Genomic DNA, 20,849 nt, shown 5'->3' with positions numbered 1-20,849 from the left:
TGGACGAGGCTTTTATGCCGATGCCTACAAGGCTACTGTGTTCCAAAAGCGGCGCAGCGTACAGAAAATTGGAAAGCCGAGGGATACAGTTACTGGACATTTGTCATAGACTGGCGTTCCCGCCCACGCGTTTGTTTGAGCCAGATCCTTGAAACTGTACGAAAAACTCGCCGATGAATTGACCGAAGCCGTGCGCCGCGGCGTCTTCGCGGCGGGCGAGCGGATTCCATCGGTGCGGCAGGCGAGCCAGCAGCACGGCGTCAGCATCAAGACCGTGCTGCACGCGTACGCGTTGCTGGAAAGCCGGGGGATTGTCGAGACCCGTCCGCAGTCGGGCTATTTCGTGCGCGACGCTGTCGCGACGGTCGCGGCGCTCGACGAGTCGCGTCTGAATCGCCAGCCGGCGGCGCACACGCCGCCCGTGGCCGCCGAGGTCGACGTGAGCCGCCTCGTGCTGTCGACCCTGCGCAGCATTCGCGCGCACGACGCCGTGCCGCTTGGCTCACCGTACCCCGATCCATCGCTGTTCCCGTGGCGCCGCATCAACCAGTACGCGAATGCGATTGCCCGGCGCCAGGCGAGCTGGAACCTGATGGACGATTTGCCGCCCGGCAATCCCGAGCTGATCCGGCAAATCGCGCGGCGCTATGCCGAGAGCGGCGTGCCGGTCGATCCGGACGAAATCATCATCACGCTCGGCGCGACCGAGGCGATCAACCTCAGCTTGCAGGCGGTCGCCAAACCGGGCGATACGGTCGCCGTCGAGTCGCCGACTTACTATGCGATGTTGCACGCCATCGAGCGTCTCGGCATGCGAGCAATCGAAGTGGCCACGCATCCGGTCCACGGCATCGAGATCGAGGCATTGGCCGAGGTCATCACGCGGCAAAAGATCGCCGCGTGCATGGTGATGCCGAACTTCCAGAATCCGCTCGGTTTCCAGATGTCGGACGCGCGCAAGCAGCAACTGGTCGAACTGCTCGCCGCGCACGAGATTCCCGTCATCGAGAACGATGTCTATCAGGAGCTGTATTTCGGCGAGGCCAGGCCGTCGACGTTGAAGAACTTCGATACCAAGGGCCTGGTGCTGCATTGCGCGTCGTTTTCGAAGAGCCTGACCGCCTCGTACCGGATCGGCTGGGCCATGCCGGGGCGCTACCGCGCGCAGGTCGAGAAGCTGAAGTTTCTCAATACACTGACCACGCCCTCGGTGCCGCAAGTCGCCGTCGCCGATTACCTGAAACAGGATGCCTACGACCGCCATCTGCGGCATGTGCGCAAGGTGTACCGGCAGCAGGCAAGCATCATGACGGCGATGGTGCAGCGGTTTTTTCCGGCCGGCACGCGCATGTCGACGCCGCAAGGCGGGTACGTGCTGTGGGTGGAATTGCCCGAACGCGTCGACTCAATGCGGCTCTATCAGGCGGCGCTCGCGCGCAGCATCACGATCGGGCCGGGCATGATGTTTTCGATGCGCGACGATTTTCGCCACTTCATCCGGCTCAATTACAGCTATCCATGGACGGTGCAGACGGAGATGGCTTTGAAGACGCTGGGCGAACTGATCGCGCATATGGCTTGATGGGGCAGGAGACAACGAGGAGACATTCACGATGGAAGACGATGAACTCGATCCGGTGCTGGTGGCCGTGCTGGGGCAACTGTGGCGCGCGTATCAGGAAACGCCTGGCGGCGCGTGGTCGCTAGCCAAGCTTTCCAAGCAGGCGAACGTGCCGATGAGCGCCTTGCGGCGACAACTGACGGCGCTGGTCGACGGTGGTCTGGTGGACACCACCTTCACCGAGGAAGGCACGGGAACGGCGCGCCTGAGCGAGCTGGGCCAGGGCTTGTGCGCGGAGCTGTTCGAAGCGGGCGGTCCGCCTGACGACGAGCAGATGGACCCGCCGCCACGAGTCCATTGAATCGCCACTGAATTTGCGCGCGCGGGCTTTGCTGGTGTACTCCGGAGGCCTCCGGTGTACTTGTTCGATGATGCCGAGCATATTTTCGGCGCGCAAAAATAAAGATTCCGATATGAGCGGGATAACGAATAATAATTTTTCCGCTGAAATTGACCTTCGAATATGGCCCCCTATGCTGGAGCGTTGCCCGGGCGTGTCCCGGGCGCTGTGGCAGGCACCTGGAAACCATCTTCGGAGAATTCATGAAAACAAAGCTGGCGCGCGCACTGCATGACGCATTGCGGCTCAAATCTGTCCGGACCGTTCTCGCCGCGGCGCTCGGCGTAGCGCTTGGCACATCGCTCGCGTTCAACGCCGCGGCGGCCACCGCGGTGAGCGCGCAGCCGCTCGGCATCGCTTTCGTCTACCTCGGCAATCCGGGCGACGCCGGCTGGACTTATGCGCATGAGCAGGGCGTGAAAGAGGTCGAGGCGAAATTCGGCGACAAGATCAAGGTGACGCGTGTCGAGAACGTGCCGGAGTCGGCGGATTCGGAGCGCGTGTTTCGCGACCTGGCGTCCAAGGGCAACAAGATCGTGGTGGGCTCGAGCTTCGGCTTTCAGGATTTCGAGCTGAAGGTTGCCAAGGACTTTCCGGACGCCGTGTTCGAACATGCGACCGGCTACAAGAAGGCCGCCAACTTCGCCACCTATGACGTGCGGACCTATCAGAGCGCCTACCTGGCCGGCCTGGTCGCCGGTTATACGACGAAGTCCAACACGCTCGGCTTTGTCGGCTCGGTGCCGGTGCCGGAGGTCGTGCGCAACATCAACGCGTTCACGATGGGCGCTCGCTCGGTCAACCCGAAGGCGCGTGTGAAGGTCGTGTGGATCAACAGCTGGTTCGATCCGGGCCGCGAAAAGCAGGCCGCCGAGACGCTGATCGGCCAGGGTGCCGACGTGTTGATCCAGAACACCGATTCGACGGCGACGATGCAGACGGCCGAACAGAAGAAAGTGCATGCATTCGGCTGGGATTCCGACATGAAGAAGTTCGGGCCGAACGCTCAACTGGGCGCCTGCGTCAGCAATTGGGGCGTGTATTACACGCATCTGGTGCAGCAGGTGATGGCGGGTACGTGGAACAATTCGCCGGTGTGGTGGGGGCTGAAAGAGAAGGCGATCGATCTGGCCGACATCAATACGGACGCGGTGTCGCCGGCGGCGCAAAAGGCGCTGAACCAGAAGCGTGACGACATCATCGCCGGCAGGTTCAATCCGTTTGCCGGTCCGATCGCGGATCAGTCCGGCGCGGTGAAGGTCGCGGCGGGCAAATCGCTGAGCGATGTGGAGCTGCTGCGTTTGAACTGGTTCGTGCAAGGCGTGGATGGATCGCTGCCGAAGTAATGAACTGCCTGGTTTGCCTGACCATTACTAAAGGAGATCGCCCGTGAGTCTGACCGTCTCGACCGATGCCGCCGCTGGCGCGGCGGCGGCTTATCCGCCGCAGGGTTTAACGCCGACGCACGAGCAGATCATGCGGCATCTGAGGCATTCGAGCCGGGTGGCCGAGCGGGCGACGCTGCTGGGCCACCACCCGTTCGGCGCGGTGCTGGTCGGCCCGGATCAGGAGACCGTCCTGATGGAGCAGGGCAATGTGGACACGGTGAATCACGCCGAGTCGGTGCTGGCTCGCGTGGCGGCGTTGAACTTCACGCCGGAGTACCTGTGGAGTTGTACCTTGTACACATCGGTCGAGCCTTGCTGCATGTGCGCCGGGACGATGTACTGGGCCAACATCGGCCGTGTGGTGTTTGGCATGACCGAGAAGCGCTTGCTGGAGGCGACCGGCGATCATGCCGAGAATCCGACCATGAGCGTGGATTGCCGGTATGTGTTCGATCATTGCCAGAAGCCCGTCGAGGTGATGGGCCCGGTGGCCGAGGTGGAGGCCGAGGTGATGGAGGTTCAGCGGCGGTTCTGGAGCGGCAGGTAGCGTGTTTGCGCCGTTGGCGCTGCTGAGTTCTATTTGCCAGCGGAGCGGATTTGCATTTGCCCGGCGGCTTCAGGCACGAGCATTGCAGGCGAGAATAGCGGGTATGCTTTTGCCGCTACGTCCGCAGGGGCGGTCCCGGGCCCGAGGCGTTTACCCATGCGTGCAGATAGGCACGCGTGCGGGCCGCGCGGCGCGCACCCAGATGCGGACGTAAAAACGGGAGAACAAATGAAACGACACCTCGTTCGATGCTTGTCCGCGGCGGCTGGTTTGCTGGCGTTGCCGGCAGTGGCGTTTGCGCAGTCGCAGGCTTATACGAGCAGCACGGTCAACGTGCGCGCCGGGCCCGCTTCGGATTATCCGGTCGTGACGCAGTTGCCGGGCGGCGTCCCGGTTACCGTGATGGGATGCGTCAGCAATTACCAATGGTGTGACGTCGCCGCGCCGAACCTGCGCGGCTGGGTCTATGCGGGGCGGCTCAGCTATCCCTATCAGGGCAGCAACGTGCCGGTGATGAATTACGGCACCGTGATCGGACTGCCGATCGTGACGTTCTCGATCGGGACTTACTGGGGCAACTATTATCGGGGCCGGCCGTGGTATGGCCAGCAGTCCCGCTGGGCGCACCATCCGCCGCCACCGCCGCCGAGACCCGGTGCAGGCCGGCCACCGGGAGGCCATCCGCCGAATGCCGGGGGACGGCCACCGGGTGGTCCGCCGCCGGGGCATGGCGGGGGACGGCCACCGGGCGGTGGTCCGCCGCCTGGTAATGCGGGTGGACGACCACCGGGTGGTCCGCCGCCGGGGAATGCGGGTGGACGGCCGCCGGGTGGTCCGCCGCCGGGGAATGCGGGTGGACGGCCACCGGGCGGTCCGCCGCCGGGGAATGCGGGTGGACGGCCACCGGGCGGTCCGCCGCCAGGGAATTCGGGTGGGCGCCCGCCGGGGAACGCAGGGGGGCATCCGTCCGGAGGGCCGCCACCCGGAAACGCAGGGGGACGGCCGCCAGGCGGCAATGCAGGAGGCCGTCCGCCGGAAGGCAACGGCGGTGGTCACCCGCAAGGTGGTGGCGGCCGACCCCCGGGTGGAGGAAACGGCGGTGGCGGCGGTGGCAGGCCGCCGGATCAGCACGGCTGACCGGCTAGTCGGCCGGGTTATGCACTTCGCGCCATGCATCGTGATTAAAATGCGCAGCCCTCGCGTAAACCCCGGTGCGCCGCGTACACTAACTTGCCGATGTCGGGTTAGGGGGCGCACAAATGACACGCGAAGCGACATCAGATAGCACGATGGGAGCAACGCCGGAGAGCACCCACTATGGGTCGAATCTGGCCGAGGGGGTGTTGGCGTCGGAGCGTACGGTGTTGCGGCTGATTACCCGCAACACGCCGCTGCCGGAATTACTGAATGAAGTCTGCCGCCGCGCCGAAGCGCTGCTCGGCGCTGGCGCCTCCTGTTCGATCCTGTTACTGGATCCGGACGGCGTTCGCGCGCGCGTGGGCGGCGCACCTTCGCTGCCGGCGCATTTCAGCGCCGCGATCGACGGCGTCGCGATCGGTCCACGGGCCGGGTCCTGCGGCACCGCGATGTACGAGCGGCGCATGGTCGCGGTCGAAGATATCGAAACCGATCCGCTGTGGGCCGACTTCCGGCACCTCGCGTTGCCGCTCGGCTTGCGCGCGTGCTGGTCGGTGCCGTTTGAAAACGATGCCGGCGCGGTGCTGGGCGCATTCGCGGTCTATTACCGCACGTCGCGCCGGCCGACCCCCGAAGAAGAGGCGATGCTCCACGACATCAGCCACAGTGTCGGTCTCGCCGTTCATCAGGACGCCATGGCGCAACGCCTCGCGCGCAGCGAGGAGCATCACCGGCTGGTCGTCGATCATCTCAACGAGGGCATCGTCGTGCAGTCGCGCGAGGGCGTGGTGCTGGCCTGCAATCCGAGTGCGCAACGGATTTTGCGGGCGAGCGCCGACCTGATCGGCCGCGACATCATGACCGTGTTGGCGCGTTCGTATCACGAAGACGGTTCCATCGTCACCGAAGCAGGCCGCCCGACCACGCAGGTGTTGGCAACCGGCAAGCCCCAGCTCGGCATCACGATCGGCCTGGAGTTGATCGGCGGCGAGGTCGTCTGGATTACTGAGAATGTCGTGCCGATCATCAAGCCGGGCGACAGCGAACCCAGCTCGGTGCTGATCTCGTTTACCGACATCGGGCCGGTGCGCGAGGCGCAACGGCAACTCAAGTTTCTGGCTACCCGCGATCCGCTCACCGGTCTCTATAACCGCGCCTACCTGGGCGAGCGGATGCGCGATCTGTTCGCGCCGGGCGGCGTGACGGGGATGGGTGAGCTGGCGCGGGTCGCCGTGCTGTTCGTCGATCTGGACGGTTTCAAGAAGGTCAACGACACCGCCGGTCACGAGGCCGGCGATGCGCTTCTGTGCAGCGTCGCCGAGCGGCTGTCGGCGTGTGTCGCACCGAGCGACACGCTCGCGCGCGTGGGCGGCGACGAGTTCGTGATCGTGGTCAGCGCGTACGAAAGCGCGGGTCATCTGATCGCGCTCGCCCAACGCATTCTTGACATGATCGCGGTGCCGTTCGCGGTGGCGGACAACGAGTACTACATGGGGGCATCGATCGGCATCAGCCTGTTTCCGGAGGACGGCCAGGACGTCCCCACGCTGATGCGCAACGCCGACTCGGCGATGTACCACGCGAAACAATGCGGCCGTAACAACTTTCAGTTCTTCACCGCCGAACTGAATCAGCATCTGCAACGCCGCTTCATGATCGAGCAGGCCTTGCGGCGCGCGCTCGCCGCCAATGAACTGAGCCTCGTGTATCAGCCGATCGTCGACAGCCAGTGCGGTCGCACGATCGGCGCCGAAGCGCTGCTGCGCTGGTACAACAGCGAGCTGGGCAACGTCTCGCCGGTGGAATTCATCCCGGTGGCCGAAGACGCCGGCCTGATCGTCGAAATCGGCGGCTGGGTGCTGGCGCGGGCTTGCGAGCAGATCGCGCAATGGCGGCGCACGCTGGCGCCGGATCTGATCGTCGCGGTGAATCTGTCGCCGCGCCAGTTCAAAGGCGGCCTGGTGGAGCGGATCGCGCGCTGTCTCGAGCAGTCGGGGCTCGAGCCGGAGGCGCTGGAACTGGAGATCACCGAGCGCCTGTTGATGAGCGACAGCGACGCCGTGTTGCCGATGCTAAGCGCGTTGAACGCAATGGGCGTGCGGATTTCCGTCGACGATTTCGGCACCGGGTATTCGTCGCTGTCGTATTTGAAGCGGTTTCCGCTGCATAACCTGAAGATCGACCGGTCCTTCGTCGCGGGCTTGCCGGATCATCGCGATTCGATCGCGATCACCCAGGCGGTGGTGGCGATGGCCCATTCGCTCGGCATGAATGTCACTGCTGAGGGTGTGGAGACTGCCGAGCAGGCGGCGTTTTTGCGCGGAATCGCTTGCGACAAGCAGCAGGGGTATTTTTACAGCCGGCCCGTTGGGGCAAGCGCATATGCGCGTAGTCTGTGCGACGCGCAGATGGGGCTGGCCGGGGCGTCATGATTCAGGGCGTCATGAATCGATTGTTCAGATCGGCAGACAAGTGCCTTCGCGTTCCCGGTATTTATCCGCGGCCCAAGTCTCCCTAAAATCCTCCCATCGAATGTAAATTCCGCGCCATGCCGAAACGGCTTGGCGCGATGTGAACCGCGATGGGAACGTTATGCCAGCCTTGATCAAAAACCAGCTTTATCGGCCATCGGTGGTCCTGCCGATGGTCGCCCTCATGCAAGTGATGGTGTCACAGGACTTCAACCTCGGCCAGGTCGGCTGGGTGGTTGCAGCGCGCGGCGCGCAGGCCGCACTGCAACGCTCGCGCGAATTGATCTGCGCGGTGCACTGCCACGCCTGAACGACCCAAGCTCATAGAAACGACGATCACGGCAACCCAGGGCGCTGAGGGTAAGATGCTACGACCAGCACTCCAGCCTCGGGAGGTTTGCCATGCCACAGCACTTCGACGCAGTCGTGATCGGCACGGGACAAGGCGGTGCGCCGCTCGCTGTCCGGCTCGGTCAAAGCGGACGTAAAACCGCGGTCATCGAACGCGCGGCCTTCGGCGGGACCTGTGTGAATGTCGGCTGCACGCCGACCAAGTCTTATGTGGCCAGCGCCCGCGCGGCTCACGTGGCGCGCCACGCCGCCGATCTGGGTGTGCAGGTCGGCGGCTCGGTCACCGTCAATCTGCCGGCGGTCAAGGCGCGCAAGGACGAGATCATCGGCGAATCGCGCGACGGCGTCGAGAAATGGCTGCGCGGCGCGGATAACGTGACCGTCTTCAATGGCCACGCGCGCTTCACCGGCGCGCATACGCTGTCCATCAGCGGGCCGGACGGTACGGTGCGCGAGGACATCAGCGCCGACGAAATCTTCATCAATACCGGCACGCGCGCAGTCGTGCCGCCGCTCGAAGGACTCGAGCGAATTCGCTACTACACCAACTCCAATCTGCTCGAACTGACGGAATTGCCGGACCATCTGGCGATTGTCGGCGGCAGCTACATCGCGCTTGAATTCGCGCAGATTTTTCGCCGCTTCGGCAGCCGGGTGACGGTGCTGGTGCGCGGCGAGCGCGTGCTCACGCGCGAGGATGCCGACTTCGCCAAATCCGTGCAGAAGGTACTGGCGCGCGAAGGGATCGAGTTTGTCTTCGGCGTGCAGCCCGTGAGGGTCGAACCGCATCCGCATCGCGAGAATGCGGTGTGTATCGGCTTCGAGCAGAACCTTCCCGCGCTCGAAGCCTCGCACCTGCTGTTCGCCACCGGCCGTGAACCGAATACCGACGACCTCGGCCTCGACGCCGCCGGCATCGCGACGGACAAGCACGGCACGATTCCCGTCGACGGCCAGTTGCGCACCAACGTGCCGGGCGTCTGGGCGATCGGCGACGTCAATGGACGCGGCGCCTTCACCCACACGTCCTACGACGATTTCCAGATCGTCGCGGCCAATCTGCTCGACGGCGGCTCGCGCAGCGTCGACACGCGGATCATGGCGTATGCCGTGTTCGTCGATCCGCCGCTCGCGCGCGTCGGGCTTTCGGAGGCCGACGTGCGCAAGACCGGCCGCGCCGCGCTGATCGCCACCATGCCGATGACGCGTGTGGGCCGCGCCCGCGAACGCGGCGAGACCGACGGCTTCATGAAGGTGCTGGTCGACGCCAACAGCAAGCAGATTCTTGGCGCGGCGATCCATGGCATCGAAGGCGACGAAGCCATCCACACGTTTATCGACATCATGACGGCCGGGGCCCCTTATCCGACCTTGCAGTACGCGATGCACATTCATCCGACCATCAGCGAACTGGTGCCCACGTTGCTCGACGGGTTGAAGCCGATGAAATGAGCGATGGGTCCAGTGGCAAACGGGGTGACAAGCGCAATGGCGAGGTCGCGCATTGAACGCAGGTGACGAGCATAGCCGGAGCACAAGCGATGAAACGCGCAATCCGTAGCGGCAATCTGTTCGATCTCGGCGCGCTGGCGAGCCCTGAAGAGCAAGTCGACGCGCTCGTGGAAGAAGCCGGCGTGAGCGTCGAGCGGATCGTCTCGCGGGGCCACGCAAGTTCACCCGACTTCTGGTACGACAGTCCGCGCACCGAGTGGGTCGTGCTGCTGAGCGGCGCGGCAACGCTCGAATTCGAAGGCGAGCGTGAGCCGCATCCGATGAAACCCGGCGACCACGTGCTGATCGAAGCGCATTGCCGGCATCGGGTCGCGTGGACGAGCGGCACGGAGCCGAGCGTGTGGCTCGCGGTTTATTATCCTGGCGTGCGCCGCTGATTGATCGCCGGGCCCACACCAGGGGGAACGTGCGCTTGCTTTGATCGACGATGCGATGGATTCGATTGAAAGGGGAAAACATGAGCATTAGCATCGTCCAGTTGGGGTCTCCGAGGACGCCCTACGAAGGGTTGCGGATTGGCACCGTTCGGCGGCCGCCGCGCGGCGTACCCAAAACGGAATTCAGCACGCGCGACTATTACGATGTGTGGCTGCCCAATCTGTCGCCTGATGCGGAGTTGATAAAAGAAGCAAAGGCGGCCGCCAGCGACGCCGAATGGGCCGCGTTTGCGAAAAAATTCCGGGCGGAGATGAATGGTAGCGACGCCGCCAAGGTGTTGGACCTGCTCGCTGCATTGTCAAAAACCACGCACTTTGCCATCGGCTGCTACTGCGAGGACGAAGGCCGCTGCCATCGCAGCATTCTTCGCCAGCTGTTAAGTGAGCGGGGTGCGCTGATAAAGTGACGTGTGCGTAACGTGGCCGGCGGCGCCCGGCACACCCGCATTCTCCTCACAACCACTGCACGACCAGGAAACCAACCGATGGGCAAGGGACGCATCGAAGCCTTCAGCGATGGCGTGATCGCCATCATCATCACAATCATGGTGCTCGAATTGAAGGTGCCGGAAGGCTTCGACCTCGCCGCGCTGCGTCCGGTAGCGCCGGTGTTTTGCGCCTACGTGCTGAGTTTCATCTACGTCGGCATCTACTGGAACAATCACCACCACATGTTCCATGCCGTGCAGAAGGTCAATGGCTCGGTGTTGTGGGCCAATCTCCATCTGTTGTTCTGGCTGTCGCTGCTGCCGGCGGTGACCCACTGGGTCGGTGAAAATCATCTGGCCGCTTGGCCGACCGCGATGTACGGCGTCGTGCTGTTCATGTCGGCGATCGCCTATTTCATTCTGACCCACATGCTGATCCGCGAACACGGCAAAGACTCGACGCTGGCCAAAGCCGTGGGCAACGACTTCAAGGGCAAGGTCTCCGTCGTCATCTATCTGTCGGGCATTGCGCTCGCATTCGTTCAGCCGTGGCTCTCCGCTGCGCTCTATACGCTCGCCGCGGCGTGGTGGCTGGTGCCCGATCGGCGCATCGAGCACGTGCTGGAAGCATAAGCATGCTGCTTGCGCTCAAGCTCGCGCTGGTGCCCGCGTTTCTCGCTGCGCTGACTGTGGCGGGGCGTGTGTGGGGACCGTCGGTGGCGGGATGGCTGGCGGGCCTGCCGGTGGTCGCCGGACCGATCGTGTTGCTGCTCGCGCTGGAGCGTGGGCCGGCGTTCGCGGCGCAGGCGTCGGCGGCATCGATCGCGGCGATCGCTGCTTCCGAGGCGTTCAATTTTGCGTATGCATGGACCTGCCGGCGTTCAGCATGGCCGGTTTCGCTCGTGGCCGGCATGCTCGGGTGGATTGGCATTGCGATGCTGCTCACGCACTTGCCCGGCGGACTGCTGTGGGCCGTGGCGGTGGGTTGCATGGCGGTGGCCGTGTCGCAAAGCGGGTTACCGCGCGTCACCGGGCATGTGCCGGCGGCGCGCCTCGGGCTCGGCGATCTTGCGCTGCGCATGCTCGCCGGCGCTGTGCTGACGGTGGCGGTGACCACATTGTCCGCGTCGATGGGTGCGACATGGAGCGGGCTGCTGTCGGTGTTTCCCTTGCTTGGCATCGTGCTTGCGGTGTCGGCGCAGCGCGCGCATGGCGCGGACTTCGTCGCGCTGTTGATGCGCGGCATGGTGATCGGGCGCGGCTCGTTTGCAGCGTTCTTCGCCGTGACCGCGACGATGCTGCCACATTACGGCATCTGGCCGAGCTTTGCGTGTGCGGCGGTGGTGTCGGTAGTCGTGCAGGGTACGACCAAAGGGATGCTCGGGGCGAAGCAGCCGGTGCGGGCTTTGACGCGTGAGCTTGCCGAGCAGCAGTCGGTAGATTGAGTTGAGTGGGGAACGTGTGTGCTGGCCGAACTACTGCATCCGAACGGCACGGGCAAACTTGCCGAGCGGCACCAAGCGCGTTGAGTGCTTGACCTCGCCGGGCCGCTTGCAGCAGGCCAAACCATTTGACCGATACTGCGACCATGACTTCGCGCACCCACAGCTCCTCAGCCACCCGAATCGGCCTGATCTCGGACACGCACAACCTCGTGCGCCCCGAAGCCCTGCAATATCTCGCGGGCTGCAATGCGATCATCCACGCGGGCGATATCTGCAATCAGGCAGTGCTCGATGCCCTCGCGCAGATCGCGCCGGTTACCGCCGTGCGCGGCAACAACGACATCGACGAGCCGGTCGCTTCGCTGCCGACACACGTCAAGCTCACCGTGCAGCAGGTGACGATCCTCGTCGTACACGACATCGCCGACGTGGGCGACGATCCGCGTAGTGAAGGCATCGACGTGGTCGTGACCGGTCACTCGCATAAGCCCGCGATCAGCGAACGCGACGGCGTGCTGTTCGTCAATCCGGGCAGCGCCGGACCCCGGCGGTTCAAGCTGCCCATTTCCGCTGGCATGCTGATCATTGAAGGTGCCCACGCGAGCGCGACGTTCGCTTCCCTGGTGATATAAAAAAACGGGCCGGCAAATTTTTTGCCGGCCCGTTTTTGGACACACTAACGCAAACGGTTGTGACTGCCTGTGGCTAACCGCTAACCGCTAACCGCGACTAACGCGCGTACAAAACTTCGGCGGCTAGCGATCACGCAACCCAGAAGATCAAGCCCGCGCCGTAGCCGCGGCAGCATAACCCTCATCCATCTCCGCCGCCTCGCGCTCGCCGCGCAGCACCGCATGTGCTTCCGCACGCGTCGCGACACACGGACCCGAGCCGAGCAACGGTTTGCGGGCCGTTTCACGCAGCGCGAACACCGACACGATGCCGATCAACGACGCGCCCATCAGGTAGTACGCGGGCATCATCAGATTGCCGGTGCTGTCGACCAGCCATGCCGTGACGAGCGGCGTCGTCCCGCCGAACAGCGACACCGAAATGTTGAAGCCGATCGCAAGCGCTCCGTAGCGGATTTTGGTCGGGAACAACGCCGGCAGCGCCGACGGCATCACACCGGTAAAGCACGACAGCAGCACACCGAGAATCATCAGGCCGCCGAACACCGGCAGCACCGTGCCCATGCGGATCAGCAGCAGCGCCGGAATCGACAACGCGAACAGACCTACGCAACCGAACAGCATAACCGGCTTGCGACCGATCGTATCGGACAGGCGACCGGCTGCGAGCGTCATCGGCATCATCAGCACCATCACGAGCAGCACGAGGAACAGGCCGTGTGTTTCGTTGAAGTGCAGCGTGGCAGACAGATAGCTCGGCAGATACGAGAGCGCCATGTAATCGGTGACGTTAAAGATCAGCACGAGGCCGACGCACAGCAGAAGCGGCTTCCATTGCTGCATCAGCAACTCGCGGAACGATTGCTTCGGAAGCGCCTTGTCTTCGGCTTCGCGTTGCTCGGCCTGCTTCTTGAACGCGGGCGTTTCTTCGAGCTTCATCCGGATGTAGAGACCCACCAGACCCAACGGGCCGGCGATCAGGAACGGCACACGCCAGCCCCACGAGAGCAGCGCGTCGTGCGAGAGTGTCGCCGTCAACACCGCGACCGTACCCGCGCCGAGCACGTAGCCGATCAGCGTGCCGAACTCGAGGAAGCTCCCCATGAAGCCGCGGCGCTTGTCCGTCGAGAATTCGGCGATGAAGGTCGCGGCGCCGCCGTACTCACCACCCGTCGAAAAACCTTGCACGAGGCGCGCGACCAGCAGCAATGCCGGCGCGAAAATGCCGATCGTCGCGTAACCCGGAATCAGGCCGATCGCGAAGGTGCCGAGCGCCATCATGATCATCGTCATGGCCAGTACGCGCTGACGGCCGATGCGGTCCCCCAGCGGCCCGAACACCATGCCGCCGACCGGCCGCACGAGGAACGCCGCGGCGAACGTGCCGAAGGTGGCGATCAGTTGCGCGGCGGGACTCGCGGACGGGAAGAACACTTTGCCGAGCGTGACAGCGATGTAGCTGTACACGCCGAAGTCGAACCATTCCATTGCGTTGCCGAGCGCCATGGCGCCGACGGCCCGCTTGAGGAGAGATTTATCGACGACGGTGATGTCGTCGAGGGAGAGGCGTTGTTCTTCTTTGTGGTGTCGCCAGAAGCCGTTGCTGGAAGCGGTCAAGGTGAAAACTCCAATGACTGCGACGAAACTCATGAAAACGCATGAATGTTCCGCCACGGGTGCTGGGGAAGTGCAGTTTCGCGAGCTAAGGCGATGGCGTCTCCCTCGCCCGCAAGGACGAAAGATTGGGGCGTGAAGGAAAACACAACGCCCGTGCCTCGCGAGACAGATCGCGAAAAAACACTCGTCTAAATTGTGCTGACGGTTGCATCTGCGTGGCCGTGGAAGGGGGGCAGATGCATGAGGACGCTGGGGTGGCTGAAGCTGGCCCATGCGCCGCTGGAAGGCTTGAAACGAAAAAGGCCGGTGCTGGATCGCCGCTCACGATGCGAGATGAAGCGGTGAAACGACCGACGAGCCTTCTTGTATAAAAACTGTTCAATCCGCCTGGTTGAAATTCGCTGTGAACCCGCGGTGAAGCCATGCGAGCCGTGCTTGCGAACGCGACCTAACCAAGCTTGATGTAAACGTGAATGAAGGTGAATTGCTGTTGGAACGATGCACATGATAGCACGATGACAGAGGATCGTGCAAACCCGCTGTCCGGCGAGGATTTGGGGGACGGTGTGCAATCCCTTGCGGGGCGGGGGATCTGGTGCAATTCGGCGGTATGGAAAAAAGGCTTAAAACCGGCCGGGAATGTACCGTCTGGTGAGTTTTGCGGCGCGATCGGGATGAAAAAACGGGACGCAAAAACGGGGACGAAAAAAATCCGCGCACGCGGCGCGGATTTTTTATCAGGCTGATCGCCAATGCTGGCGTGCAACCGAAACGCTTACTCAGCTGCCGGCGGCACGTAGCCTTGGGCGGTATCCGCGCCTTCGCCGAAGAAGAACTTTTCAGTCTGCTTCATCAGATATTGGCGGGCGCGCGGATCGGCCATGTTCAGGCGGTTTTCGTTGATCAGCATGGTTTGCTGCTTCAACCATGCCTGCCAGGCTTCCTTCGAAATGCTTTCGTAGATCCGCTTGCCAAGTTCGCCCGGCAGCGGCGGGAAATCGAGGCCTTCGGCTTCCTTGCCGAGCTTCGCGCATTGAACCATACGAGTCATGCTGTGCTTCTCCTATATCGATGTGGGGCGGGCAGTCGCTTTATATGAGGACGCTCAGAGCTGTTTCATCAGCACGAGCGACTTGCGCTGCCAGTTATAGAGTCGGCGACGGTCTTCGGGCAGGTCGTCGACCGTGACCTTGACGAAACCGCGCTTGAGAAACCAGTGTTCGGTGCGCGTGGTAAGCACGAAAATCCGCGTGAGGCCGCGCGCCCGGGCGCGTTGTTCGATGCGCTTGAGCAGGCGTTCGCCGTCGCCGGTGCCTTGCGCTTCCGGCGCGACCGTGAGGCACGCCATTTCGCCGATGCGCTCCTGCGGGTACGGATACAGCGCCGCGCAGCCGAACAGCACGCCATCGTGCTCGATCACCGAGAAATGGTCGATGTCGCGTTCGATCTGGTGACGGCCGCGCCGCACCAGCGTGCCGTCGGATTCGAGCGGCTCGATCAGCGACAGAATGCCGCCGACATCGTCCGGCGTGGCTTCGCGCAGGCTTTCGAGGTTCTCGTACGAGATCATCGTGCCCACGCCGTCGTGCAGGAACAGTTCGAGCAGCAGGCTGCCGTCGAGCGCGTAAGGGATGATGTGCGCCCGCGCCACGCCGCCGCGGCAGGCGCGGATCGAATGCTTCAGATAGAAGCCCGCGTCGCCGGTGACTTCGCCGCTTTCATGCAGCTTGTAGGCGTCGTCGAGCGACAGTTCGCGAACCAGTACGGGGCCGTCTTCGCCGGTCTCCATCAGGCCCGGCGTCTCGGTCAGGAACACGATCTTGTCGGCGCGCAGCGCGATCGCGGCTGCCGAGGCGACGTCTTCCATGGCCAGATTGAAGGCTTCGCCGGTCGGCGAGAAGCCGAGCGGCGACAGCAGCACCAGCTTGCGGCTCGCGAGCGAATGGCGGATCGAATCCGCGTCGATCTTGCGGACCACACCGGTGTGGGCGAAGTCCACGCCGTCCAGAATGCCGACCGGGCGCGCCGTCACGAAGTTGCCGGACACCACGCTGATGTGCGCGTGCGCCATTGGCGTGTTCGGCAAGCCCTGGCTGATGGCCGCCTCGATATCCAGACGCACTTCGCCGGCCGCTTCTTTCGCCGACTCCAACGCGCGCGCGTCGGTAATGCGCATGCCGTGCGAAAACTCGGATTCCACGCCGTGCAGGCTCATCTGCTCTTCGACCTGCGGTCGCGAGCCGTGCACCAGCACGATCTGGATGCCCATGGCCTGCAGCAGCGCGATATCGGACACGAGTGCATTCAGGAGCCCCTGATGCACCACCTCGCCGCCGAACCCGACGACGAACGTCTTGTTACGGAACGCATGGATGTAAGGGGCGACTGAGCGCATCCAGTCGACGAATTGCGCGTGCTGTGCGAGATCTTCCGTTGCTCCGGCGGGGGCCGGAACGCTCGCGGGCGCGGGGACGAGGTCGGTTTGGGAATTCATGCCGGGGATTATAATGCGCCCCCATGTCGAATGTACCCAAAAGTCCCGCTACGGCGAACGAGAATGCGGCGCCGGCCGCCGATCAGGTGAAGCCCGGTGACGCGCCGCGCCGTGACGCGCAGGATGTTAAACGCAACGCGCCGGAAACGGCGCGCGAACCGCGACGTGCCGCAAAAGGCGCGCAAGCGTCGGCACCGAAAAATAATCCGCCCCGTGACGCGCGCCGCGAAGCGGGCGCGCAGGCGCCGAACACCGCTCGTGAGGGGCGCAAACAGCCGCCGCAGGGCGATGCTTCGCGCCGGCAGCCCAATGCCGGCGGCGCGGTGCAGCCGGCGCGTCGTGATGAAGGCCGCGTGCAAAATTCGCCGCAAGCAGGTGATGCGCAAGGCGGTCAGCCGCGTCGTGAACCACGTCCGCCGCGCGTTCAACGCGTCGTCGAACCGAATCCGATTCCGCCGATCACGTTCCCCGAAGCGTTGCCGGTCTCCGGCCGCCGCGAAGAGATCGCTAAGGCAATCGCGCAAAATCAGGTGGTGATCGTCTGCGGTGAGACGGGCTCGGGCAAGACGACCCAACTGCCGAAAATCTGCCTCGAACTCGGGCGCGGTCTCGGCGCGGGGGGAACCGGTCTGATCGGCCACACGCAGCCGCGCCGGATCGCCGCATCGGCGACGGGCCGCCGCATCGCCGAAGAACTCGGCACGCCGTTTGGCGAAGTGGTCGGCTACAAGGTGCGTTTTACCGACAATCTGTCGCCGGGCGCGTCGGTCAAATTGATGACCGACGGCATTCTGCTCGCCGAAACGCAAACGGATCCGCTGCTCAAAGCCTACGACACGCTGATCATCGACGAAGCGCACGAGCGCAGCCTCAACATTGATTTTCTGCTGGGCTATCTGAAGGAAATTCTCGTCAAGCGCCCCGATCTGAAGCTGATCGTGACCTCGGCGACGATCGACGCGGACCGCTTCGCGCGGCATTTCGGCCGTGACGACAAGCCTGCGCCGGTGATCGAGGTGAGCGGGCGTCTGTATCCGGTCGAGATGCGCTACCGGCCGGTCGCGGAGGACAGTCCGGCGGTGAAGTCAGCGGAAGGCTCAGCCGCATCGTCTTCGCGTGAATCGCGCGACAGGCCGAAGACGCAGCGCGAGACCGATCGCGATCTGATGGAAGCGATCGTCGATGCGGTCGACGAACTGTGCCGCGAAGGCCCGGGCGACGTGCTGGTGTTCCTGCCTGGCGAGCGTGAAATTCGCGATGCCGCCGAGGCGCTGCGCAAGCATCATCCGCCGCACACGGAAATTCTGCCGCTGTTCGCGCGCCTGTCCGCAGCCGAACAGGAGCGCGTGTTCCGCACCTCGAACGCGCGCCGCATTGTTCTGGCAACCAACGTCGCTGAAACCTCGTTGACGGTGCCGGGGATCCGCTATGTGGTCGATACCGGGCTCGCGCGCGTCAAGCGCTACTCGTATCGCAACAAGGTCGAGCAGTTGCAGGTCGAGTCGATTTCGCAAGCCGCCGCGAATCAGCGGGCAGGGCGCTGCGGCCGCGTTGCCGATGGCGTGTGTATCCGCCTGTATGAGGAAAGCGACTTCCAGGGCCGCGTGCGCTTCACCGATCCGGAAATTTTGCGTTCGTCGCTCGCCTCCGTGATTCTGCGGATGAAGTCGCTGCATCTGACGGCGATCGAAACCTTCCCGTTCATCGAGCCGCCGCCGGGCCGAGCGATCGCCGACGGTTACCAACTGCTCAACGAACTGGGCGCCGTCGACGATGACAACCAGCTCACGCCGCTCGGCCGCGAACTCGCGCGCCTGCCGCTCGATCCGCGTGTCGGCCGGATGATTCTCGCCGCGCGCGATCAGCAGGCGTTGAAGGAAGTGCTGATCATCGCCAGCGCCTTGTCGGTGCAGGACCCGCGTGACCGGCCGATCGAAGCGCAGGAGCAAGCCGACCAGGCGCACCGCCGGTTCGCCGACGAGCGTTCGGAATTTCTGCAATGGCTGAAGATCTGGAACTGGTTCGAAGAAGCCATCGCGCACAAGAAGTCGAACCGGCAATTGCAGGACGAGTGCCGCAAGAACTTCCTGTCGCAACTGCGCCTGCGTGAATGGCGCGATGTGCACTCGCAACTGCTGACGGTGGTGCGCGAGCACGGTTGGCGTCTGAACGAGGCCGAGGCGACGTTCGAGCAGATTCACCTCGCGTTGTTGACCGGCTTGCTCGGCAACATCGGCCTCAAAGCCGACGACGAACCCTATTTCCTCGGCGCACGCAGCATCAAGTTTTACCTCTGGCCGGGCTCGGCGCTGGTGAAGAAGGCCGGCAAGTGGGTGATGGCCGCGGAACTGGTCGAGACCAGCCGTCTGTACGCGCGCTGCATCGCGAAGATCGAGCCGGAATGGATCGAGAAGATCGGCGAACACCTGCTGAAGAAGTCTTTGTCCGAGCCGCATTGGGAAAAGCGCGCGGCGCAGGTGTCGGCGTTCGAGCGCGCGATGCTGTACGGCCTGCCGATCTATCACCGGCGGCGCGTGAGCTTCGGCAAACAGGATCCGGCGCGGGCGCGTGAGTTGTTCATTCGCGGTGCGCTGGTCGAAGGCGAGTTCGATACGAAGCTCGCGTTCTTCGCGCACAATCGCAAGCTGCTCGCCGATATCGAGCAGTTGGAACACAAATCGCGCCGCCAGGATGTGCTGGTCGACGACGAACTGATTTTTGGCTTCTACGACCAGGCGTTGCCACAAGGCATTTACACGGGTGCTTCGTTCGAGCGCTGGTATCGCGACGAGGTGAAGAAGAGCGGCCAGCCGGAAGACAAACTGCGTCTGCTGTATCTGTCGCGCGACGATCTGATGCGGCACGAAGCCGCCGGCGTGACGACCGATCTGTTCCCGAAACGGATGACGATGGCCGGTGTCGAGATGGCGCTGACGTATCACTTCGAGCCGGGTTCGCCGCGCGACGGCGTGACGCTCGCGGTGCCGCTGTATGCGCTCAATCAGGTCGACGCGCGGCGTTGCGAGTGGCTCGTGCCTGGCATGCTGAAAGAGAAGACTCAGCTTCTGCTGAAATCGCTGCCGCAGAAGCTGCGGCGTCATTGCGTGCCGCTGCCTGAATACGCGGCGGGTTTCGTCGAACGGCATAGCGGTCCGCGCTTCGGCGCGGGAGGTTTGCTCGAGTCGCTGATCGCCGATGTTCGCGAGCAGACCCAGGTCGCGATGAAACAGTCCGACTTCAAGCTCGAGACGCTGACGCCGCATCTGTTCATGAACTTCAAGGTCATCGACGAACACGGGCGGCAGCTCGCGATGGGCCGGAATATGTCGCAACTGCGCGCGGAACTCGGCGGCCAGGCCCAACAGCATTTTCAGAAGATTGCGTCGAGCGCGGCGGGGGCCGCGTTAGCGGATGCGGGCGGCGGTAACGGCGTGGCCGGTGCCGCGCAAGCGACCGGCGCATCCGGCGCGCACGCAAGCGGCGCGGCAAGCAGCGCGGCGTCGCGCGGCAAGGGCGCCGCCGTGTCCGGCCCGCAAACCGCGTCGCAAGACGGCGCGCAAGGCACCGCGCTGTACGAAAAGTTGACCACGTGGAATTTCGGCAAGCTCCCCGAGTTGCTGGAAATTCGCCGTGGCGGGCAGACTTTGTTCGGTTATCCGGCGCTGGTGGATCGCGGTACGCATTGCGACGTCGAAGTATTCGATTCACCGGACGAAGCCGCGCGGATTCATCGCGCAGGGCTGCGGCGCCTGTTCGCGTTGCAACTGAAAGAGCCAATCAAATACCTGGAAAAGAATCTGCCGGGCCTGCGCGAAATGGCGATGCAGTTCATGCCGCGCGGCACCCAGGAAGAGCTGCGCGATCAGCTGATCGATACCGCCCTCGACCGTGCCTGTCTGCAAGACCCGTTGCCGGCTGACGACGTCAGTTTCCATACGCGCCGCGACGAAGGCCGCAGCCGTCTGACGTTGCTGGCTCAGGAAATCTCGCGGCTGGTGGGGCAGATCCTGAGCGAATACGCGACCGTGACGAAAAAGCTCGTGCAGGCGAAGTCGTTCACGGCGGCGTATGCGGACATGCAGAGCCAGCTCGACGGGCTGATCGGCAAGCGCTTCGTGGTCGATACGCCATACCCGCAGCTGGCGCACTTTCCGCGCTATCTGAAAGGGATTGCGCTGCGCGTCGACAAGCTGAAGGCCGACTCGGCGCGCGACGCACGGCAGTTCGCTGAGTTTCATCCGCTTCTGCAAAACTATCAGCGCGCGGTCGCGCAACGCGGTGGCGTGCTGGATCCGCGCCTGTCGGAATTCCGCTGGCTGCTGGAAGAGTTGCGGATTTCGCTGTTCGCGCAGGAACTGCGTACGCCGATGCCGGTTTCGGTTAAGCGTCTCTATAAGGTGTGGGAGTCGATGCAGCGCTGAGTGGCACG

The 20,849-nt window shown here is 63.8% G+C and carries 18 protein-coding genes; 15 read left to right on the top strand and 3 right to left on the bottom strand.

What is annotated here, in order from left to right; all coding sequences use genetic code 11:
- Positions 1-148: 148 nt before the first annotated feature.
- From PQR53_RS07975 to PQR53_RS07915, 13 genes are all read left to right on the top strand, one after another.
- A complete protein-coding gene (locus PQR53_RS07975; RefSeq protein ID WP_408452119.1) occupies positions 149-1,582 on the top strand; it encodes an aminotransferase-like domain-containing protein in 1,434 nt (477 codons plus the stop codon).
- A 31-nt stretch (positions 1,583-1,613) separates the two neighbouring features.
- Entirely contained in the window at positions 1,614-1,922 is a 309-nt protein-coding gene (locus PQR53_RS07970; RefSeq protein WP_408452117.1) for a helix-turn-helix domain-containing protein, read from the top strand.
- Between the two features lie 242 nt (positions 1,923-2,164).
- The gene (locus PQR53_RS07965; RefSeq protein ID WP_408452115.1) at positions 2,165-3,307 is read left to right on the top strand and encodes a BMP family ABC transporter substrate-binding protein; all 1,143 of its coding nucleotides are present in this window, start codon (positions 2,165-2,167) and stop codon (positions 3,305-3,307) included.
- Positions 3,308-3,350: 43 nt separating this feature from the next.
- Entirely contained in the window at positions 3,351-3,896 is a 546-nt protein-coding gene (locus PQR53_RS07960) for a nucleoside deaminase (RefSeq protein WP_408452113.1), read from the top strand.
- A gap of 228 nt (positions 3,897-4,124) precedes the next feature.
- Positions 4,125-5,033, top strand: a complete 909-nt coding sequence (locus tag PQR53_RS07955) for an SH3 domain-containing protein (protein WP_408452111.1) — start codon at positions 4,125-4,127, stop codon at positions 5,031-5,033.
- A gap of 122 nt (positions 5,034-5,155) precedes the next feature.
- Complete coding sequence (locus PQR53_RS07950) at positions 5,156-7,465, top strand: putative bifunctional diguanylate cyclase/phosphodiesterase (RefSeq protein ID WP_408452110.1); 2,310 nt, start codon at positions 5,156-5,158, stop codon at positions 7,463-7,465.
- 160 nt (positions 7,466-7,625) lie between these two features.
- Positions 7,626-7,814, top strand: a complete 189-nt coding sequence (locus PQR53_RS07945) for a hypothetical protein (protein WP_179732940.1) — start codon at positions 7,626-7,628, stop codon at positions 7,812-7,814.
- A 92-nt stretch (positions 7,815-7,906) separates the two neighbouring features.
- Positions 7,907-9,307: an FAD-containing oxidoreductase gene (locus tag PQR53_RS07940; RefSeq protein WP_408452109.1), complete on the top strand. Its 1,401-nt coding sequence runs from the start codon at positions 7,907-7,909 to the stop codon at positions 9,305-9,307.
- A gap of 89 nt (positions 9,308-9,396) precedes the next feature.
- Complete coding sequence (locus PQR53_RS07935) at positions 9,397-9,744, top strand: cupin domain-containing protein (protein WP_408452107.1); 348 nt, start codon at positions 9,397-9,399, stop codon at positions 9,742-9,744.
- 80 nt (positions 9,745-9,824) lie between these two features.
- Positions 9,825-10,211: a DUF488 domain-containing protein gene (locus tag PQR53_RS07930; RefSeq protein ID WP_408452105.1), complete on the top strand. Its 387-nt coding sequence runs from the start codon at positions 9,825-9,827 to the stop codon at positions 10,209-10,211.
- A 78-nt stretch (positions 10,212-10,289) separates the two neighbouring features.
- Complete coding sequence (locus PQR53_RS07925; RefSeq protein WP_408452103.1) at positions 10,290-10,865, top strand: TMEM175 family protein; 576 nt, start codon at positions 10,290-10,292, stop codon at positions 10,863-10,865.
- Between the two features lie 2 nt (positions 10,866-10,867).
- Complete coding sequence (locus tag PQR53_RS07920; protein WP_408452101.1) at positions 10,868-11,677, top strand: hypothetical protein; 810 nt, start codon at positions 10,868-10,870, stop codon at positions 11,675-11,677.
- 143 nt (positions 11,678-11,820) lie between these two features.
- Entirely contained in the window at positions 11,821-12,309 is a 489-nt protein-coding gene (locus tag PQR53_RS07915) for a metallophosphoesterase family protein (RefSeq protein ID WP_408452099.1), read from the top strand.
- 147 nt (positions 12,310-12,456) lie between these two features.
- Here PQR53_RS07915 and proP read toward each other — a convergent pair whose 3' ends face one another.
- Positions 12,457-13,959, bottom strand: coding sequence for a glycine betaine/L-proline transporter ProP (gene proP, locus PQR53_RS07910; protein WP_408452097.1), 1,503 nt, complete (start codon positions 13,957-13,959; stop codon positions 12,457-12,459).
- A gap of 482 nt (positions 13,960-14,441) precedes the next feature.
- On the opposite strand from proP, the gene PQR53_RS07905 reads away from it, so the two are divergent.
- Positions 14,442-14,672: a hypothetical protein gene (locus tag PQR53_RS07905; protein WP_408452095.1), complete on the top strand. Its 231-nt coding sequence runs from the start codon at positions 14,442-14,444 to the stop codon at positions 14,670-14,672.
- Positions 14,673-14,701: 29 nt separating this feature from the next.
- Here PQR53_RS07905 and PQR53_RS07900 read toward each other — a convergent pair whose 3' ends face one another.
- Positions 14,702-14,977: an oxidative damage protection protein gene (locus tag PQR53_RS07900; protein WP_082855080.1), complete on the bottom strand. Its 276-nt coding sequence runs from the start codon at positions 14,975-14,977 to the stop codon at positions 14,702-14,704.
- A gap of 54 nt (positions 14,978-15,031) precedes the next feature.
- Complete coding sequence (argA, locus tag PQR53_RS07895) at positions 15,032-16,420, bottom strand: amino-acid N-acetyltransferase (RefSeq protein ID WP_179732927.1); 1,389 nt, start codon at positions 16,418-16,420, stop codon at positions 15,032-15,034.
- A gap of 23 nt (positions 16,421-16,443) precedes the next feature.
- Here argA and hrpA point away from each other — a divergent pair, with 23 nt between their 5' ends.
- Positions 16,444-20,841 (top strand): ATP-dependent RNA helicase HrpA, encoded by a 4,398-nt coding sequence (hrpA, locus tag PQR53_RS07890; RefSeq protein WP_408452093.1) that lies wholly within the window; start codon positions 16,444-16,446, stop codon positions 20,839-20,841.
- Positions 20,842-20,849 lie beyond the last annotated feature (8 nt).

It is taken from the genome of Paraburkholderia fungorum (assembly GCF_046027605.1).
In the GTDB taxonomy this organism is placed as follows: domain Bacteria; phylum Pseudomonadota; class Gammaproteobacteria; order Burkholderiales; family Burkholderiaceae; genus Paraburkholderia; species Paraburkholderia fungorum_F.
Note: the sequence above shows the minus strand (reverse complement) of the source record. Positions and strands in the feature narration are given on the sequence as shown.

What these genes read in the sequence shown, in the direction of transcription:
- argA (WP_179732927.1), bottom strand. Translation starts at nt 16,420, where the DNA reads ATGAATTCCCAAACCGACCTCGTCCCCGCGCCCGCGAGCGTTCCGGCC.
- PQR53_RS07915 (WP_408452099.1), top strand. Translation starts at nt 11,821, where the DNA reads ATGACTTCGCGCACCCACAGCTCCTCAGCCACCCGAATCGGCCTGATC.
- PQR53_RS07950 (WP_408452110.1), top strand. Translation starts at nt 5,156, where the DNA reads ATGACACGCGAAGCGACATCAGATAGCACGATGGGAGCAACGCCGGAG.
- proP (WP_408452097.1), bottom strand. Translation starts at nt 13,959, where the DNA reads ATGAGTTTCGTCGCAGTCATTGGAGTTTTCACCTTGACCGCTTCCAGC.
- PQR53_RS07925 (WP_408452103.1), top strand. Translation starts at nt 10,290, where the DNA reads ATGGGCAAGGGACGCATCGAAGCCTTCAGCGATGGCGTGATCGCCATC.
- PQR53_RS07945 (WP_179732940.1), top strand. Translation starts at nt 7,626, where the DNA reads ATGCCAGCCTTGATCAAAAACCAGCTTTATCGGCCATCGGTGGTCCTG.
- PQR53_RS07900 (WP_082855080.1), bottom strand. Translation starts at nt 14,977, where the DNA reads ATGACTCGTATGGTTCAATGCGCGAAGCTCGGCAAGGAAGCCGAAGGC.
- hrpA (WP_408452093.1), top strand. Translation starts at nt 16,444, where the DNA reads ATGTCGAATGTACCCAAAAGTCCCGCTACGGCGAACGAGAATGCGGCG.
- PQR53_RS07905 (WP_408452095.1), top strand. Translation starts at nt 14,442, where the DNA reads ATGACAGAGGATCGTGCAAACCCGCTGTCCGGCGAGGATTTGGGGGAC.
- PQR53_RS07940 (WP_408452109.1), top strand. Translation starts at nt 7,907, where the DNA reads ATGCCACAGCACTTCGACGCAGTCGTGATCGGCACGGGACAAGGCGGT.
- PQR53_RS07935 (WP_408452107.1), top strand. Translation starts at nt 9,397, where the DNA reads ATGAAACGCGCAATCCGTAGCGGCAATCTGTTCGATCTCGGCGCGCTG.
- PQR53_RS07965 (WP_408452115.1), top strand. Translation starts at nt 2,165, where the DNA reads ATGAAAACAAAGCTGGCGCGCGCACTGCATGACGCATTGCGGCTCAAA.
- PQR53_RS07930 (WP_408452105.1), top strand. Translation starts at nt 9,825, where the DNA reads ATGAGCATTAGCATCGTCCAGTTGGGGTCTCCGAGGACGCCCTACGAA.
- PQR53_RS07920 (WP_408452101.1), top strand. Translation starts at nt 10,868, where the DNA reads ATGCTGCTTGCGCTCAAGCTCGCGCTGGTGCCCGCGTTTCTCGCTGCG.
- PQR53_RS07970 (WP_408452117.1), top strand. Translation starts at nt 1,614, where the DNA reads ATGGAAGACGATGAACTCGATCCGGTGCTGGTGGCCGTGCTGGGGCAA.
- PQR53_RS07955 (WP_408452111.1), top strand. Translation starts at nt 4,125, where the DNA reads ATGAAACGACACCTCGTTCGATGCTTGTCCGCGGCGGCTGGTTTGCTG.